Raw genomic sequence first — 17610 nt, forward strand, 5'->3', positions numbered from 1 at the left:
TTCCAAGCATTCAATCGCTTAATTTCCAAACTAAATCATGAAAAGAATTATCTTGTTCACAGGCTTAATTGCCTTTGTGTGCCTTACTAGTTGTACAACTAAAAAAGAAGAAAAAGAAGAAGCTGAAAAATTCACGGTTACAAATCCCGTAAGAATTGACACTTCATTTACCAAAGAATATGTTTCGCAGATTAAATCTGTGAGAAATATTGAAATTCGTGCCCAGGAAAAAGGGTTCTTACAAAACATTTATGTTGATGAAGGACAGTTTGTAAAAGCAGGACAGTTGTTATTTAAGATTATGCCAAACATGTATCAGGCAGAATTACTTAAAGCACAGGCTGAGCAAAAATCAGTTGAAATTGAACTTCAAAATGCTAAACTGTTAGCAGATAAAAATATCGTTTCTAAAAACGAGTTAAGTGTTGCTCAGGCAAAACTTCAATCAGCAAAAGCCGAAGTTGCTTTAGCAAAACTTCATTTATCATTTACCGAAATCAGAGCTCCGTTTGACGGAACAATCGACCGTATTCCATTAAAGTTAGGAAGTCTTATTGATGAAGGCGAATTAATGACGAGTCTTTCAGACAACAGTCAGATGTTTGCTTATTTCAATCTTTCAGAGCCGGAATATCTTCAGTATGAAACCAATGTGAAAGATCGTGCTGATAATAAAGTAGCATTAGTTTTGGCCAATGGCGAAACTTTTAAAGACAAAGGAAATGTAGAAGTTATCGAAAGTGAATTTAATAATGAAACTGGAAATATTGCTTTTAGAGCAAGATTCCCAAATTCTGCTAAATTACTTAGAAATGGTGAGACAGGACAGATTCAAATGATTGTTCCGCTTAAAAATGCGATCGTAATTCCACAAAAAGCGACTTACGAAATTCAGGATAAGAAATATGTTTTTGTTGTAGATAAAAACAATAAAGTAAGTTCTAAAGAAATTATCATTACAGGAGAAATTCCGGATCTGTACGTGATCAAAAGCGGAGTGGATGAAAATGATAAGATTTTACTTGAAGGAGTTCAGAAAGTAAAAGAGAACGACAAAATTAAATATGAATACCAGGCGCCTCAAAAGGTAATAAACAATTTACGCGTAAAAGCAGAATAAATTTTGTTTAAAATGCTTCAAGTTTCGCACTGAACCTGAAACTTGAAACCTGAAACTTTGAACAATTGTAAATTATCGCTTTGGTTTAATCATTAAAAAAATAAAAAAATGTTTAATAAATTTATTCAAAGACCTGTACTGTCGATAGTAATATCGCTTATAATTGTCTTTTTAGGGGTTTTGTCGGTATTGAATTTACCTATTACACAGTTCCCTTCTATTTCGCCTCCAATGGTAAACGTTACTGCGGATTATCCTGGATCAAATGGAGAATTGATGATCAAGTCTGTTGTTATTCCGTTAGAAAGAGCCCTAAATGGAGTTCCGGGAATGAAATATATGACTTCTGATGCCGGAAACGATGGTGAAGCAAGTATTCAGGTTGTTTTTAACTTAGGTACAGATCCTAATCAGGCTGCGATTAACGTTCAAAACCGTGTCGCTTCTGTTACTAATAAACTTCCTCCTTTAGTAGTTAGAGAAGGGGTGAAAATTACACGTGAGGTTCCAAGTATGTTGATGTATGTGAATCTTTATAGTACGGATAAAAATACCGACATGAAGTTCCTTTACAACTATGCTGATATTAATGTACTTTCAGAATTAAAAAGGGTAAATGGTATCGGGTCAGGTGATATCCTTGGTACACGTGAATATGCAATGCGTATCTGGTTGAAACCGGATCGTATGCTGGCTTACAAAATTTCTGCCGATGAGGTAATGGAAGCATTATCAAGTCAGAGTTTGGAGGCTTCTCCGGGTAAAACTGGTGAAAGTTCAGGTAAACGTTCTCAGGCATTTGAATATGTATTGAAATATTCCGGGCGTTTTACTACTAAAGAACAATATGGAAACATCGTAATTCGATCAAATCCTAACGGTGAACTTTTACGTTTGAAAGATATTGCCACTGTAGAGTTTGGAAGTTCGATGTATGATATTTATTCTAACTTAAACGGAAGACCATCTGCGGCAATTGTATTAAAACAATCTTTTGGTAGTAATGCCAATCAGGTTATTGAAGATGTAAAAGCAAAGTTGGAAAAAATAAAGCAAAAATTCCCTAAAGGGATGGATTATGAAATTTCTTATGACGTTTCTAAATTCCTGGATGCTTCTATCGAAAAAGTAATTCATACCCTTGTTGAAGCTTTTATTCTGGTAGGATTGGTTGTGTTTCTTTTCTTAGGAGACTGGCGCTCTACTATTATTCCGGCTATTGCAGTTCCGGTATCGTTAGTTGGAACTTTTGTGTTCATGACATTTTTTGATATTTCATTGAACTTAATTACGTTGTTTGCTTTGGTTCTTGCAATTGGGGTCGTCGTCGATGATGCGATTGTGGTAATTGAAGCCGTTCACGCCAAAATGGAGGAGGAGCATCTATCGCCATTTAAAGCAACTAAAAAGGCGATGCATGAGATTGCAGGAGCAATTGTTGCTATTACCTTCCTGATGGCGGCAGTATTTATTCCGGTTGCTTTTATGTCAGGTCCAGTTGGGGTATTTTACAGACAGTTCTCTATTACAATGGCAACTGCGATTATTCTTTCTGGTATTGTGGCTTTGACTTTAACACCGGCACTTTGTGCAATGATGTTGAAAAACAATCATGGTACACCGAAAAAAAGAACACCAATAAATATATTTATTGATGGTTTTAACAACAAGTTTAACCTTGCACAAGGTAAATATCAAAATGTATTAGCAAAAATTGTAGACAGACGAGTAGTTACTTTTGTAGCTCTTATAGGTTTCTGTTTAGGAACATGGTTTGTTAGTAGTACAGTTCCTTCCGGATTTATCCCAAATGAGGATCAGGGGATGTTTTATGCTATTATTCAGACACCTCCGGGTTCATCATTAGAGCGTACAAATAACATTGCTGAGAAATTGCAAAAGATATCTGAAACGGTAGAAGGAGTAAAATCAGTTTCTTCATTGGCTGGTTATGAAATTTTAACTGAGGGTACAGGATCTAATGCAGGAACATGTTTGGTGAACTTAGAAGACTGGAACGACCGTAAACAATCGGTTCAGGAAATTATGACCGAACTGGAAGAAAAATCAAAAGATATTCCGGGTGCAAATATTGAGTTTTTCCAACCGCCGGCAGTACCGGGTTATGGTGCAGCAGGAGGATTTGAGCTTCGTTTATTAGATAAAACAGGTTCAGGAGATTTCAAAAAAATGGAAGCTGTAAATAAAGAATTTGTAGAAGAATTAAACAAACGTCCGGAATTATCTAACGTATTTAGTTTCTTTAGTGCGAGTTTCCCTCAGTACATGATGAAAGTTGATAATGACCTGGCACAGCAAAAAGGAGTTTCTATTGAGAATGCGATGAACACTTTATCAACTCTTGTAGGTAGTAACTACGAAATTAGTTTTATTAAATACGGAATCAACTATAAAGTAATCGTTCAGGCTTCTCCGGAATATCGTGCTCAGCCGGATGATATTTTAAAATTGTATGTAAAAAATAGTCGTGATGAAATGGTTCCTTTTTCTGCTTTTATGAAGTTAGAAAAAGTATATGGACTTTCAGAAATCACAAGACATAATATGTACAACTCTACAGAGATTAGTGGTGGTGCAGCTCCAGGATATAGTTCTGGTACAGCCATTAAAGTAATTCAGGAAGTTGCAGCTAAAAAACTGCCTAGAGGATACGATATTGACTGGGCAGGTATTTCTGCCGATGAGGTTGCACAAGGGAATCAGGCAATTTGGGTATTCCTTATTTGTTTAGGATTTGTTTACCTGGTATTAGCAGCTCAGTATGAAAGTTTCATTCTTCCGTTATCAGTAATTCTTTCTTTACCGGCAGGTATTTTTGGAGCATTCCTTTTATTGAAGTTTACTGGATTAGAGAATAATATCTACGCTCAGGTAGCCATGGTAATGCTTATTGGTTTACTAGGTAAAAATGCAGTACTGATTGTAGAGTTTGCGATTCAGAGACATGCTGCTGGGAAATCGGTGCTTGAGGCAGCAATGGAGGGAGCAAAAGCAAGGTTCCGTCCAATCTTGATGACTTCATTTGCATTTATCGCTGGTTTATTACCACTTGCTTTTGCAACTGGCCCGGGTAAAATTGGTAACAGAACTATTGGTACTGCGGCTGCAGGAGGTATGCTTATAGGAACCATTTGTGGGGTGTTTTTAATTCCGGGATTGTATTACATATTCGGACGAATTGCAGAGAAACATAAACTGGTTAAACATGAAGAAGAAAACCCATTAACTGAAGAAATTGACAACAATCATGTATAAATTTAAAATATATCAATATGGCGTTGCTTTAGGATTATGTCTTGCTGTAGTGAGCTGTAAAGCTCCTGTTGCAGAGACTGCAACTGCAAGTGCGCCGGTTCCTGAATCATTTGGTACTGCTGCCACTCAGGACACCACAAATACATCAACTGTAAAATGGAGAAGCTTCTTTAAGGATCAAAACCTTGTCGATTTAATTGATGTAGCCCTGAAAAACAATCAGGAGTTAAACATGACGCTGCAGGAAATCGAAATTGCAAAGAATGATGTTAGAGTTCGAAAGGGACTTTTATTACCGCAAGTTGGTATTCGTGCCGGAGCTGGAGTAGAAAAAGTAGGAAGGTATACCAGCCAGGGGGCTGGTGATGCCACTACAGAGATTAAACCTGGTGTTGAGACTCCGGATCCGCTTGGAGATTTTACCATAGCTGCTTATGCAAACTGGGAAGTGGATATCTGGAAAAAACTGCGTAACTCTAAGAAAGCTGCTTTAAACAGGTATTTAGCAACAGTTGAAGGAAAAAACTTTGTAGTAACAAATCTTATCGCCGAAATTGCTGATTCTTATTACGAATTATTGGCTTTAGACAGTCAGCTGGATATTGTAAAGCAAACTATTACATTGCAATCTAATGCATTAGAAATTGTAAAAATCCAGAAACAAGCGGCAAGAGCTACAGAACTTGGAGTACAGAAATTTCAGGCCGAGGTTTTGACTTCAAAAAGTATGGAGTTCGGTATTTTACAGCAAATTAAAGAAGCAGAGAATAAAATTAATTTCTTGCTAGGACGTTATCCGCAGGAAGTTAAAAGAACTAACAGTAACTTTTTGACTTTGTTGCCAGCTTCAGTAAGTGCAGGAATTCCGTCTCAAATGTTAATGAATCGTCCTGATGTAAAACAAGCTGAGTTAGAATTGATTGCAGCCAAACTTGATGTAAAAGTAGCTCGTGCCGAATTTTATCCTTCACTTGATATTTCTGCAGCTTTTGGAGTTCAGGCATTCAAACCATCTTATTTGTTTACGTTTCCGGAATCACTTTTGTATTCGTTAGCAGGAGACCTTGCTGCGCCATTGATTAACAGAAATGCTATTAAAGCGGAATTTTCGAGCGCAAATGCAAGACAACTTCAGGCATTATACAATTACGATAAAACTATTTTAAACGCTTATTTAGAAGTATCTAATCAGCTTTCTAAGATTGATAATCTGCAAAAAGGATATGATTTAAAATCACAACAAGTTGATGCATTAAACAAATCAATTGATGTCTCTAATGATTTATTTAAATCAGCAAGAGTAGATTATTTTGAAGTTTTAATGACTCAACGTGACGCATTAGAATCGAAATTAGAATTGATCGATACTAAAAAAGAACAACTCAATGCCGCAGTTCATGTTTACAGAGACTTAGGCGGGGGTTGGAAGTAGAATGCCCATTTTAATTAGTTATTAGTAGGGACCTTCCAGAAGTAAAATTCTGGAAGGTTTTTTGTTTTTAAACAATAGTAACCCCAGCTTTTTTGTATGCTTTTAGAGACTCTTCTTCAGGAGAAATATTGGTTACTAAAACATTAATATCTTTAATTGGACAGACAAAATAGGATTCTGCGGTTCCTACTTTTTCAATAGAGCTTAAAGCGATAATAAAATTTGAATTTTGAATCATGTTTCTTTTAATTTGTGAATCGTCATGCAAAATCCCCGTAACACCTCGTTCATGGTGTATACTGCAAATTCCCAGAATACAAATATCTGCTCTAAAATTTCTAAAGAAATCTATTGTCTCAATACTGGCAGTTGTAAAAGAGGTTTTGCACATTTTTCCTCCTGCAAAAATCAAATCAATATTGGGCAAATCTTCTATCAATGCTGCAACAGGAAAACTATTTGTTATAACGGTTAGTTTTAAATCATAGGGAAAACTGGCAACTAAAGCCAAAGAAGTAGTTCCTCCGTCAATAAACACAACTTGTCCGTCTTTTAGTAACGGAAGGGCTTTTTCTGCAATAATTTTTTTGTTTTCAAGATCGTGCTTTTCCCGGTTTCTAAAATGCAGTGGAATTGGTGATGGTGCAACCGCGCCACCTCTAACTGCTTTTAGCAAACCTTGATCTGAAAGTTCTTTTACGTCCCGTCTAATAGTGTCTTCAGAGACATTTAAATACTCACTAAGTTCCTGTAAAGTAACTCTGTGTTCTTTTGATAAGTATTCTAAAATTACTTTTTGACGTTCTTCTTTTTTCATTTCCTGCAAATTTATATTGCAAAAATAAATTAAAAATTGCAATATTTTGCAATTTTTGCGTAATTTTGTTGCAAAATAAAACACAATGAAAAAGAAAACTATTGCCGTTGACATGGATGGCGTACTTGCCGATATAGAATCACAATTAATTGAACATTATAATAAAGCAAACGGAACAAAACTGACGAAAGACAGTATTCAGGGTTTAAGCGAGGAGAATGCTTTTAAAGACAGAAGTTTATTATTTGAAATTTTAAATAAGGATAATTTTTTTAGAACCTTGCCCGTTATGCCCGATGCTGTTGAAAGTCTGCGTGAGTTACAAAAGAATTTTGAGATTTTTATTGTTTCTGCCGCAACAGAATTTCCGGTTTCTCTTGCTGAGAAAGTGGCCTGGCTTGGCGAACACTTCCCTTTTATTAAATGGGAAAATATTGTTTTATGTGGTAGCAAAAGAATCATCAATACCGATTATTTAATCGATGATCACTGTAAAAATTTAGACTACTGCATGGGTAAACCTATTATGTTTACAGCATTTCATAACGTAAACCAAACACATCATTTAAGAGTAAATAACTGGAAAGAAGCGGTTGCCGTTTTAAACGAAACATTATAAGCTCTAGAGATTATAATTTTATTGTTTTTTGAAGAAAAAAGCCTTTCGGGAATTTCCTGAAAGGTTTTTTATATTTTAATTTATTTAGGTATAGAAATCTTTGCTTTAAATCCTTTATCAGGTTCCGTGTCAAAAACAATAGTTCCTTTAACGGCCTGAATACGGTTTTCTATATTTTGGAGGCCATTTTTTGCAATCTCTGTTTTTTCACAACCTACTCCGTTATCGGTGTAGTTTATCAGGATTGATTTTTGATCAGTTTCAAATTTTATTCCAACAAGAGCTGCTTTACTGTGTTTCTTCATATTTACCATTAATTCTTGTAAAACCCTGCCAATGGTAATCTTTTTTATGTCGTCAATAATTTCCCAGTCTATACTTTCTAAATTAGTAACAATAATATTTCTTTTGCTGGTATTATAGGCAGAAAACATTTCTTTTATACTTTTTGTAAAAGCGATGCCAAGATCAACTTTATTATTTTCTTTAGAAATTCCTCTAACACGTTCGTAAATATCATCTAATTTTTGAAGAAGATTCTCCTTGCTGTTTTCTTTGGCCAATGGCTGAGATTCGGCAAAAGCTATTACTTGGAATACATCATTTGCCAGTTCATCATGTAATTTTTTGGCAATCCGGGTTTCGGTATCATACGAACTTTTAAATTCGATGGCCTTATTTTTATTTTTATAATAGCGTATTAAAACAACTATTAAAACGACAAAAAAAGCAAAAGCAATCACAAAGACAATTCGGAGATATTTGGCTCTTTGCAGTGATAAACGGTTTTCTGCTTTCTCTAAACGAAGCTTTACGTTCTCCTCTTTTTCCTTTTTAGAGTCGTATTTAATTTTGGCAAACTTGTTTTTAAAGTTATTTCTAACCTTAATAATACTGTCGTTAAGTGTAAAGTAATGCTGTGTATATTTGCTGGTATGAGGGTCGTTATTGTTTGAAATTAAAATTTGCAGTGCTTCCAGTCTTTCATCAACGCTATTTAGTTTTGTAGCTGCTTTGTAGGCCTCAAGAGCATTTTTATCTGATTTTTGAACATCTTTTTTAGCATAATAATCGGCAAGATGCAGATAGCTTTCAATACTTCCATAAGTATCATTAATTTCTTTTCTTGTCTGAAGACCTTCACTCATTAAATCAAATCCTTTTTGATCCAATCCTTTCTTAAAATAAGCATAACCTAAGTTATCTTGAAATCTGGATTTTTTAGCTGCTTTAGTTTTGTCTAATAATATTTTTTTACTTGCAGGAGATTCTAGAAGAAATTTTAAAAGAGTAATTGCTTCGTCATATTTTTTTTGTTGCATATAGACAGCCGCAATATTGTTTAAAGGGTACTGCTTTTCTTCAAGATTTCGAGATTGCTTAACGGATTCTTTATAGTAAAAAATGGCATCATTGTAAAGAGAAAGTTCTTTATCGGCAATACCTAATGTATTATTTATACAACTTAAATAATCTTTATCTTTTTTAGCATATGGTAATGCTTCAGTCACAGTCTCCTTACTGCCATAATAGTCACCACTGACTTGTTGAACTAATGCCATTTGAATAAGGCAGTACCCAATATTGATACTGTCTTTTAAAGTTTCATAAAGTTGTTTTGATTTGGTAAGTTCGTAAAATGCGGTGTTTAAGTTTTGTTTTTTATAATTTTCATCTCCTTTGTCTCGTAAACTAATTGCCTCTTTTCGTAAAGATTCAGTGTTAGTAGTAATGGCCTTTTTTTCTTTACAGGAAAAAAGAGAAAGAGCAATAATAAAATAAAAAAACGGGGACCGTAACATATAAGTTTACTTTCCCCGAAAATAGTAATTTATTAGATATTAAAAGTATATTTTTATTAAGGTTTTTTCGGAGGTATAGTAGGACCATCACCAGGACCATCAGGGGTATCCGAACCTGCGTGACCATCAGTTTTCTCTATTTTACTTTTTGGTTGTGTCTCGTACTCGTCCGGAGTACAAGAAAACAATGTGAACAATATCGTGAAACTTATGAATAGTAATATTTTTTTCATTTTAATTTAATTTAGAAATTAGACATAGGTATTGCTGTCCGGGATGATCCAGAGTTTATTTGTGACAATACCAAATTGATTTTGGGAAGTAAATTGTGTAGAACTGTAAGACGTAATTTATACTTCCCGATTAAACCCGGTCTTACGGTTTTCCACAATGATAATTAGAACTAGTTTTATATTTTTGTTTTAGTCTGCAGACAAAACTTGAACTAATTTCTGATGCAAAGAAAAGAAGCTTTTAAGCCTTTGTTGATAAGGGATTCCCGGAATTCCCGCGTTTTCCTGAGATTCCCGGGAATTCCCGAAAAATAAATTGAAAAGCGTAATTTGATCTATTAAATGTTATTTAATTCTAAACAAATCTCTATTATAATAGATGCAAAAAGTTCGACAAAAGTTGGTTATGAACTTTAAAAAAAATCGCAGAAATAATATCGAATTGGAACAATAATTGAAAGTACTGGTAAGGATTTAATTTTAGAGGCCGAAAATAAAGTCATAGAGAGGAAAGTTTTAGTGAAAAATGAAAATAAAAAGTCAATCAAAAGAAGTTCTTAATAATTAGTAGATGAATAATACATTAGAAGAATATAAAAAAGCGATTAAGATTAAATACGAGATCGAGAAAGAAGGAGAACACTTTGATTATTTGTATAATCCCTCACGCGGAAAACTTCGCGATTTGTGTTGGCTAATTTTCGAAAGTAACCCAACGCATGATGATTTGAATGTGTTTAAAAATTTATTCTGCTTAGATTTTGATCATTCCAAAAAAAATAAGTTTAAAGAACAAAAAGATAAATTCAGACCTATTGAAACTTTCTTTAAAAGTGAAACAGATCCATCAAATATTGATGCGATAAATCTTGCGGCAATTATGGTCGATTTTCAGCCACGCCCTTTTAAAAAGTTTAATGAAAAGTGCAGAATTGAAGAAGCAAAACAAATTGAAAGAGTCGGCAGGGGTGTAGTGATTGAAAAAGTTGGCATAGAGAAAAATGTTTTGGTGAATAATGAAAATGAAGAGTCGAAAGAGGTTCCTAAAAAAGGAAATCTTTTGATGAATTTTAAGGGTTTATTTTCTAAAAAAATGGCTCAGAAAATATATCCCCGTAAAATAATTACGATTGCAATAGGAGCTGTTGCTCTGGTGTCTTCTGCATGTTTATACTTTGTGCAGAAAAAAGATTAACCACAAAAATTTCGAAATGAAATCGGAAAGGGTTTTGAAAAATAAAAAGGGAGAAGCGATAAAAAGAATGATTTTTTGAAGTGTAATTCAGGCATTTAAAAAGTTTGTTTTTCGGCATATATTTACTGTTATTTACACTATAAAGATAAGAAAAAAAACTCGTTAAACCTAATGAATATCAATAAAATAAAGGTTTTTTGTGCTGAAATAGCGATTTTTTTTTGATAATTTTTGTATTGTTAAATAGTAATTTTGGGAGTAGTAAAATTTGTTTTTCTTATAGCTGAATTGTAGTAAATTTATATATTTATAAAACCTAAAAAATAGATTTTGATTTCCAGTAATTATCAGTTTAAAAACATCTTATGAAAAAGCTTCTACTATTATTAATTGTCTTATGCACTTTTGGTTGTAAAAAATATGTTGTATCGTTTGAACAGCCAACAAATATGAAACTTGATAACCTAAAACTGGAAGTATTTCTGGATAAAGAGAAAGTACAGGAAATTAACTTAAAAGCAACCAATGCAATGCCGACGTATGAAACTGTGGAATTTGCAACATCAGGCGAAGGAAAGCATCTGCTTCAGGTTAAAGTAAAAGATACGACCTTTAGTTTTGATGTAAAATATCCCGAAGAAAAATATATTAAAGTGGTAGCTCATTTAAAAAATGATGGCAAAATACATATCGGAATTTTAAAGCAGAACTATAAATATAGGTTTCGTTAAAAGTTTTTTAACCGCAAAGCACGCAAAGTTATTTTTGACCAGTGAAATAAAACGCAAAGTTCGCAAAGCTTTATCTTTAAATAGCTTTGCGAACTTTGCGTTTATTCTTTGTGTGCTTTACGGTTAAATAATCTAGGAAAGAAAATCTTTAAACCACAATCCTGAATTTTTAATGGTTCTTTTTTGTGTTTCGAAATCCACGTGAATTAATCCGAATCGGGCGTTGTAGCCTTCTGCCCATTCAAAATTATCCGTTAAACTCCAGACAAAGTAGCCGTCTACGTTAAGGCCTTCTTCCTTGGCTTTTAAAATTTGTTCCAAATGATCCTGAATAAAGTGAGTGCGCTTAATGTCATGTACTTTCCCATTTTTTACAGTATCAGGGAAAGCAGCACCATTTTCGGTAATTATAATTTTTTTGATGCCCTTGTAGCTGTTAAATCTTTTTAAGATATGATATAGAGCCGGAGGATAAACTTCCCAGCCCATTTCTGTAGAAATTACATTTCTTTTTTCGGCACTAATTAATTCGGCGCCAATATATGGAATCAGTATAGAGGATTTTACAACTTCTCTGGTGTAACACTGAAGGCCGATAAAATCAAAATCAAAAGACAGATTGTTGAGGTCGTCTTGTAAAATGTAGCTATTTAATTTTTTTAGAACCGACAAATCGTCCTGTGGATAACCCAGACCTAAAAGTGGTTCAATAAAAGTTCTGTTCAGCAAAGTATCAACACGTTTTGCGGCTTCAACATCTTTTTGACTTTGAGAGAAAGGTTCAATATGGGTACAGGAAAAAGTAGTTCCTATATTAGCATCCGGAATGTTGTTTCGAACTTTTTTTGCACCGGCAACTGTAGCCAAAGTTACATGATGCATCGCTTTTAGATAGTTTGTAATACCTTTTTTTCCCGGAGCATGAATACCTAAAAAATAACCTGCTCCTGTAAAAACAGAAGGTTCATTTATTACCATCCAGTTTTTTACACGATCGCCAAAGTGTTTTACACAAACGTCTACGTATTCTGAAAACCATGAAACCGATTCCCGATTGGTCCAACCGCCTTTTTCTTCGAGTGCATGCGGTAAATCCCAATGATAAAGGGTTACCCAGGGCTCGATACCTTGTGCCAGTAAAGAATCTATGATTTTATTGTAATAATCAATTCCCGCCTGATTTACAGGATGAATACCGGTTGGCATAATTCTGGTCCAGCTAATTGAAAATCGAAAATTCGGAATGTTTAATTCCCGAATCAAATCAATATCGGTTTGGTAAGAATTGTAGAAATCACAGGCAGTTATTGCATGATGACCATTTTTAATTTTTCCTTTTTGAGCTGTAAAAACATCCCAAATAGAAGAACCTTTTCCATCTGCATCATGAGCACCTTCAATTTGGAAAGCAGCGGTAGAAACACCCCACAAGAAATCTTCACCAAATTGGTTTTTGTTTAGAAATGACTTTTCAATTTTATTCATTCAAGTATACTTTCCTTTTAATAACTATGATTTATTAATGCAGGAAAGAAGATTGCATTGCTCTTAAAAAAAGCCACTCTTTGAATGAAACCAGAAAATTTAGATTAAAGAATTTCATAACTTTTAGTTTTATTCAAATTAATAAAACTAATGTGAATTAATTGTAAAGTGATTATTATCAAATGATTAAATGATTTTAAGAAAAGCTTTTTAATCCTCCCATCCGCAAAGAGTGAGACCGTAACCTTGTGCCTGTTTTAGCGATGTTTTTACAACTTCGTGCCGACAGGCGCTCAAACCCCTGCAGTTTTCGCTGTAATGGTATTTTTTTGCTCCGCTTGGTCCACAAATAAAAACATTAGTTTCGGGAGGGCTAAAAGACGTTAATAAAACAAATAAAAGAAGTAAAGTATATTTCATAGAGAGACTTATTTAACCATTAAGCTGTATTCATTCCCGTTATTGTCAATTGCTTTTAATTTTCCGTAGGAGATCCATTCTGTTTTAATTTCAATATCGGGAAGGCTGTCACTAATTAATACACCAGCACCGAGTTTATCCTGAACATTGATATTCCCAAAAACCGAATCGCCTTTGGTATTTACTCCTTTTACATCATAATTATACTCATAATGTCCTGGATTTCCGGTTCTGTATTCATAGTGATACTTTTTGTCCAGATGATACGTTTTAGCTTCTTCTGGAGTAATAGTTTTGCGATCATCAGTTGTAACTGCCGCTTTGTAAAATGTACTTATTTGCGTTGTTTGCGGTGCAGTGGCTCTTTTGCAGGAGAATAAAAATAGTAATGAAATTAAGATAAAGTAGTTTTTTTTCATAGGCGATTTAGATTAAGGTTTTTGGTTAGAAAGTCGGGATAAATCTAATTAGAATTAAGATCTTTAAAATAAGTAGTTATACGGGAATTTATTCCGTTTCGTAAAGAGCAACCGTTTCCAGCAATTCTTTCTCATATTGATAGATATCATCAATTGATGAAATTGCGATTTTAACTTCATTTTTGTTGTCATTAAATAGGCTAATGTGTTTTTTACTGCCATTTAAATGAAGTCGTGACAGCGGTTTTCTATTGTTGTCATCTAGTAAAATCCCGAAGTAAGATTGTGTATCACGATGAACAATTCTGCTTGTTGGCAATTTTCGGCGTAAGATGGCAACCACTATACGATAAGCCTCAAGTTCTTCTTCGGTTGTATTAATTTTATTATCATCTTCAACCGTTGTAATTTCTTCGTCCTGTTGTTTAATTGTTTCTTTGGTTAAAGCAGCATTTAATCGGTCGTTAATTTTATCATTGATAAACTGGCTGACTGATTTTTGAACTAAATCTTTAAATTCATCTACGACTTTTTCAGTTAATCTTCCTGCATATATTTTGTTTGCAAATAGTTTTGTAAAATCGTTAGAAGGATTTTCTAATTCGGCATTTATAAGCTTTTTAATTTCTTTAATGTATTTTAATGAACTTGCGTTACTTACAATATTATTTACATCAAAATTGGCTTTATGAAATTTTGCGATTTCGTTTATCGTATTTTCTTTTAGATTACAGATGTCAAATTCTAAAAATGGTTTTTCATCCATTTTATTCTGATCATCTAAATCAGTGAAAAACTGATAATTAATTCCATTCGTTAAAAGTGCAAACCTTGTTTTTGTAACATGGAAATAACGGAATAGCTGCGAGTTATGAACCGTTAATTTTTCTTTCCAGCTTTTACATTCCACAATCATTATGGGCTCACCATCCTGAAAGATCGCATAATCGACTTTTTCTCCTTTTTTTAAACCCAGATCTGCTGTAAATTCAGGAACTACTTCAAGAGGATTAAAAGCGTCATATCCCAAAATGTTTATAAAGGGCAAAACAAAGGCATGTTTTGTAGATTCCTCAGTTTCAATTTTACTTTTTAGCTGATTGATTTTGTCTGCTAATGATTTTAGTTGAATATTGATTTCCATTGGTTGTTGGTTTGAAATTAATAACCCAAAAGTAAAACCAATAAAAACCAGTGTATTACGGAAATCCATAATCCGTAGAATTAATTATAGAAATAAAAAAGCTCCCGAAGGAGCTTGACATAATTGTGAAATGGAAAATTCTAAACGATACCCATATCTTTGGCAATGGCTACCAAATGAACAGTATTGTTAGCTTTAAAAAAGTCTTTTAGTTTAGATAATCTTTTTTCTATGGCACTTTTGCTGTTGGGTTTTGTGTCAGTACTTTTAAAAATATCTATAATTTCATCCTGTGAAGTTCCGTCAGATAAGAACTTTAGAATTTTGATATCAACATCATCAATTTCGTAGTTGTTTTTTTCCTTTAAGGCCGATGCTACTTCCGTTGAAATAAATTTTTCATTCGAAGTTGATATTAAATGAATTGCTTTTTTTAGTTCTTCGATACTATTTAAACCTTTTATTACAAAGGCATCAATATCAGCATTCTCAAAAAGTGATTTAATACGATAACTTTTATCCTCAACAGAATAAGCCAGAATTTTAATATCAGGTTGAATTTCGCGCACTTTCTGAACTAGTTCATCACCACTGGCAATTTTTATTTCGCGATGATCAGCTTTAAACGAAAGGTCACTGATTAATAAATCATACGGTTCCTTTTGATTAATAGCTGCCCGTATTTTTAAAAATGCTTCATCACAATATTTTGAATGTTGGAAATCTGCAATATCCAAATCTTTAAGAACTTGTTGAATTCCTAAATTGATCGCATCAAGATCTTCTGCAATTAGTACTTTTTTAAACATAGATAATTATTTAGGCATGGAAATTTTTACTTTGAAACCTTTATCGGGTTCAGTGTCAAAAGTAATAGTTCCTTTTATGGCCAGAATACGGTTTTCCATATTTTGCAAACCATTTTTTACAATTTTATTTTTTTCGGTCCCTTTACCGTTATCAGTATAATCTATAAATACTGTTTTTCCGTTGCTTTCAAACTTTACCACAACTATTGATGCCTGACTGTGCTTTTTCATATTCACCATCAATTCCTGTAGAACTCTGTGAATCGTAACTTTTTTAAACTCATCAACTAAATCCCAATTTACTTTTTCGATATTATTAATAATAACATTGGTATGGTCACTATTGTAAGTAGAAAGCATTTCTTTTAAGTTAGAGGCAAAATTGGCTTTGGTATCGATAGTATTATTCTCTCTCGAAATACCGCGTACACGCGCATAAATATGATCCAGTTTTTGAATTAAAGTTTCTTTTGTGTTTTCAATTTCTAATGGTTGTGTCTGGGTAAAAGTAATGGTATTAAAAACATCATTGGCTAGTTCGTCATGAATGTCTTTGGCAATTCTGGTTTCAGTATCATAAGCTGTTTTTAGTTTTATAACTCTGGTTTTGTTTTGATGATTTTTCTTTACAAAAAAGAGAACAATACAAAGAATAATGAATCCGGAAAGAAATAAGATTTTTTGAATCCCGGCTTTTTGCAGGGCAACTTCATTCTCTGCATTCTCTAAACGAAGTTTTTGGTTTTCATCTTTTTCCTTCTTAGAATCGTATTTGATTTTGGCAAATTTGTTTTTATAGTTATTTCGGATTTTGATGATACTGTCATTCAGGAAAACAAATTTTTTGACATAAGTGTTTTGATTTTCGGAGTCATTTGAAATCAAAAACGATAATGCTTTTAAGCGTTCATCAATACTATGAAGTTTTGTTGCAATTTCATAAGCTTCTGTAGCATATTCATTTGATTTTTGGATATTAGTTTTAGAGAAAAATTCCGCCAGATGAAGATTACTTCCAATACATGCATACAGATCTTGAGATTGATTTCTAATTTTCAGACCTTCATTCATTAAAGTCAATCCCTTATCAGGATAACCAATTTTAAAATAGGCAAAACCAAGATTGTCTAAAACTCTTGCCTCACTGGATTTTGAAATTTGTTTTTCATCTAAAATAGATTCTAAAAGCTGGATTGCATTTTTATACTTTTTCTGCTCGATATATACAACTGCGATATTGTTTAAAGGAGAGAATTTTGATGCATTATTTTTAGCATCCTTAATCGCTTCATTATAATAAAAAATTGCATCATTATAAAAGGAAAGTTCTTTATCTGCAATTCCAAAAAAGTTATTAATAGAAACGGTATAAATATCTTTTTTTTTAACGTAGGGTAGTGCTTCGGTTAAGGTTTCTTTGCTACCATAATAATCACCATTTATCTGTTGAATAGAGGCCATTTGAATTAAGTTGTAAACAATATTGGCACTGTCTTTTGAAATTTCAAAATCTATTTTTGATTTATTAAAATTGTAAAAAGCACTATTGTAATTTTTATTTTGAAGGTCTGAAATACCCTGATCTCTTATCTTGTATGCTTTATCTCGGTTAAGATCAATTTTAGGAGAAACAATTGTTTCATCTTTACAAGAAAAGAAGAAGAGAACAATTAATATATAAAAAAACGGGGATCGTATCATAAATGGTACTTTCCCCGAAAATAGTAATTTATTATAAATTACCAGCTTTTATTCGTTTTAAATTATGGTTTTTTTGGTGGTGGCGGTACAATAACAGGATCGTCATCCGGGCCTGTTGCCTGCGTAGTGTTTATAGGAATTGGATCTTTTTTTATTTCAGTTTTAGTTTCCGCCGTTTCCAATTCATCAGCTGTACAAGAAAAAATTGTCAGACTCAATAGCGCGCACGCTCCCAATGTAAATAGTGTTTTCATTTTTTTTTATGATTTAAAATTTAGATAAAGGGCATTGCCGTTCAAAAAGGTTCTGAACTTTGTTAGGGCAGTGCCAACTTGCTTGGGAAGTGAAGTGCGTAGAACTATAAAACTTTATTTATACTTCCCGGATAAACTCCGTTTTACGGTTTT

Annotated in this window: 14 protein-coding genes; 6 read left to right on the top strand and 8 right to left on the bottom strand. The window is 33.3% G+C overall.

What is annotated here, in order from left to right:
• Window positions 1-37 precede the first annotated feature (37 nt).
• The 3 genes from OLM51_RS08625 (at window position 38) to OLM51_RS08635 (ending at window position 5828) form a co-directional block, all read left to right on the top strand.
• Entirely contained in the window at window positions 38-1120 is a 1083-nt protein-coding gene (locus OLM51_RS08625; protein ID WP_264553912.1) for an efflux RND transporter periplasmic adaptor subunit, read from the top strand.
• A gap of 108 nt (window positions 1121-1228) precedes the next feature.
• Complete coding sequence (locus OLM51_RS08630; RefSeq protein ID WP_264553913.1) at window positions 1229-4396, top strand: efflux RND transporter permease subunit; 3168 nt, start codon at window positions 1229-1231, stop codon at window positions 4394-4396.
• Complete coding sequence (locus OLM51_RS08635; RefSeq protein WP_264553914.1) at window positions 4389-5828, top strand: TolC family protein; 1440 nt, start codon at window positions 4389-4391, stop codon at window positions 5826-5828. Before OLM51_RS08630 ends, OLM51_RS08635 begins: the two co-directional genes overlap by 8 nt.
• 67 nt (window positions 5829-5895) lie before the next feature.
• On the opposite strand, the gene OLM51_RS08640 is transcribed toward OLM51_RS08635, so the two are convergent.
• Window positions 5896-6645 carry a DeoR/GlpR family DNA-binding transcription regulator gene (locus OLM51_RS08640; protein WP_264553915.1) on the bottom strand — a complete coding sequence of 250 codons (750 nt, stop codon included), beginning with the start codon at window positions 6643-6645 and terminating at the stop codon, window positions 5896-5898.
• 85 nt (window positions 6646-6730) lie between these two features.
• Here OLM51_RS08640 and OLM51_RS08645 point away from each other — a divergent pair, with 85 nt between their 5' ends.
• Window positions 6731-7264, top strand: coding sequence for a 5' nucleotidase, NT5C type (locus OLM51_RS08645; protein WP_264553916.1), 534 nt, complete (start codon window positions 6731-6733; stop codon window positions 7262-7264).
• An 80-nt stretch (window positions 7265-7344) separates the two neighbouring features.
• On the opposite strand, the gene OLM51_RS08650 is transcribed toward OLM51_RS08645, so the two are convergent.
• On the bottom strand, window positions 7345-9066 hold the full coding sequence (locus OLM51_RS08650; protein ID WP_264553917.1) for a tetratricopeptide repeat-containing sensor histidine kinase: 1722 nt from the start codon (window positions 9064-9066) through the stop codon (window positions 7345-7347).
• A gap of 804 nt (window positions 9067-9870) precedes the next feature.
• Between OLM51_RS08650 and OLM51_RS08655 the strand changes: the two genes are divergently transcribed.
• Both OLM51_RS08655 and OLM51_RS08660 read left to right on the top strand, forming a co-directional pair.
• Complete coding sequence (locus tag OLM51_RS08655; protein ID WP_264553918.1) at window positions 9871-10494, top strand: hypothetical protein; 624 nt, start codon at window positions 9871-9873, stop codon at window positions 10492-10494.
• A 365-nt stretch (window positions 10495-10859) separates the two neighbouring features.
• On the top strand, window positions 10860-11225 hold the full coding sequence (locus tag OLM51_RS08660) for a hypothetical protein (protein ID WP_264553919.1): 366 nt from the start codon (window positions 10860-10862) through the stop codon (window positions 11223-11225).
• Between the two features lie 132 nt (window positions 11226-11357).
• Here OLM51_RS08660 and OLM51_RS08665 read toward each other — a convergent pair whose 3' ends face one another.
• The 6 genes from OLM51_RS08665 to OLM51_RS08690 all read right to left on the bottom strand — a co-directional run bounded on the left by OLM51_RS08665 (window position 11358) and on the right by OLM51_RS08690 (window position 17457).
• Window positions 11358-12710, bottom strand: coding sequence for a GH1 family beta-glucosidase (locus OLM51_RS08665; RefSeq protein ID WP_264553920.1), 1353 nt, complete (start codon window positions 12708-12710; stop codon window positions 11358-11360).
• Between the two features lie 428 nt (window positions 12711-13138).
• Complete coding sequence (locus OLM51_RS08670) at window positions 13139-13549, bottom strand: hypothetical protein (RefSeq protein ID WP_264553921.1); 411 nt, start codon at window positions 13547-13549, stop codon at window positions 13139-13141.
• Window positions 13550-13637: 88 nt separating this feature from the next.
• Complete coding sequence (locus tag OLM51_RS08675) at window positions 13638-14693, bottom strand: type I restriction endonuclease (RefSeq protein ID WP_264554281.1); 1056 nt, start codon at window positions 14691-14693, stop codon at window positions 13638-13640.
• A gap of 140 nt (window positions 14694-14833) precedes the next feature.
• Window positions 14834-15502 carry a response regulator gene (locus OLM51_RS08680; protein WP_264553922.1) on the bottom strand — a complete coding sequence of 223 codons (669 nt, stop codon included), beginning with the start codon at window positions 15500-15502 and terminating at the stop codon, window positions 14834-14836.
• A gap of 6 nt (window positions 15503-15508) precedes the next feature.
• On the bottom strand, window positions 15509-17203 hold the full coding sequence (locus tag OLM51_RS08685) for an ATP-binding protein (protein WP_264553923.1): 1695 nt from the start codon (window positions 17201-17203) through the stop codon (window positions 15509-15511).
• Window positions 17204-17265: 62 nt separating this feature from the next.
• Window positions 17266-17457 carry a hypothetical protein gene (locus OLM51_RS08690; RefSeq protein WP_264553924.1) on the bottom strand — a complete coding sequence of 64 codons (192 nt, stop codon included), beginning with the start codon at window positions 17455-17457 and terminating at the stop codon, window positions 17266-17268.
• Between the last annotated feature and the right edge of the window lie 153 nt (window positions 17458-17610).

The sequence above is a fragment of the Flavobacterium sp. N2038 genome (genome assembly GCF_025947185.1).
GTDB lineage: Bacteria > Bacteroidota > Bacteroidia > Flavobacteriales > Flavobacteriaceae > Flavobacterium.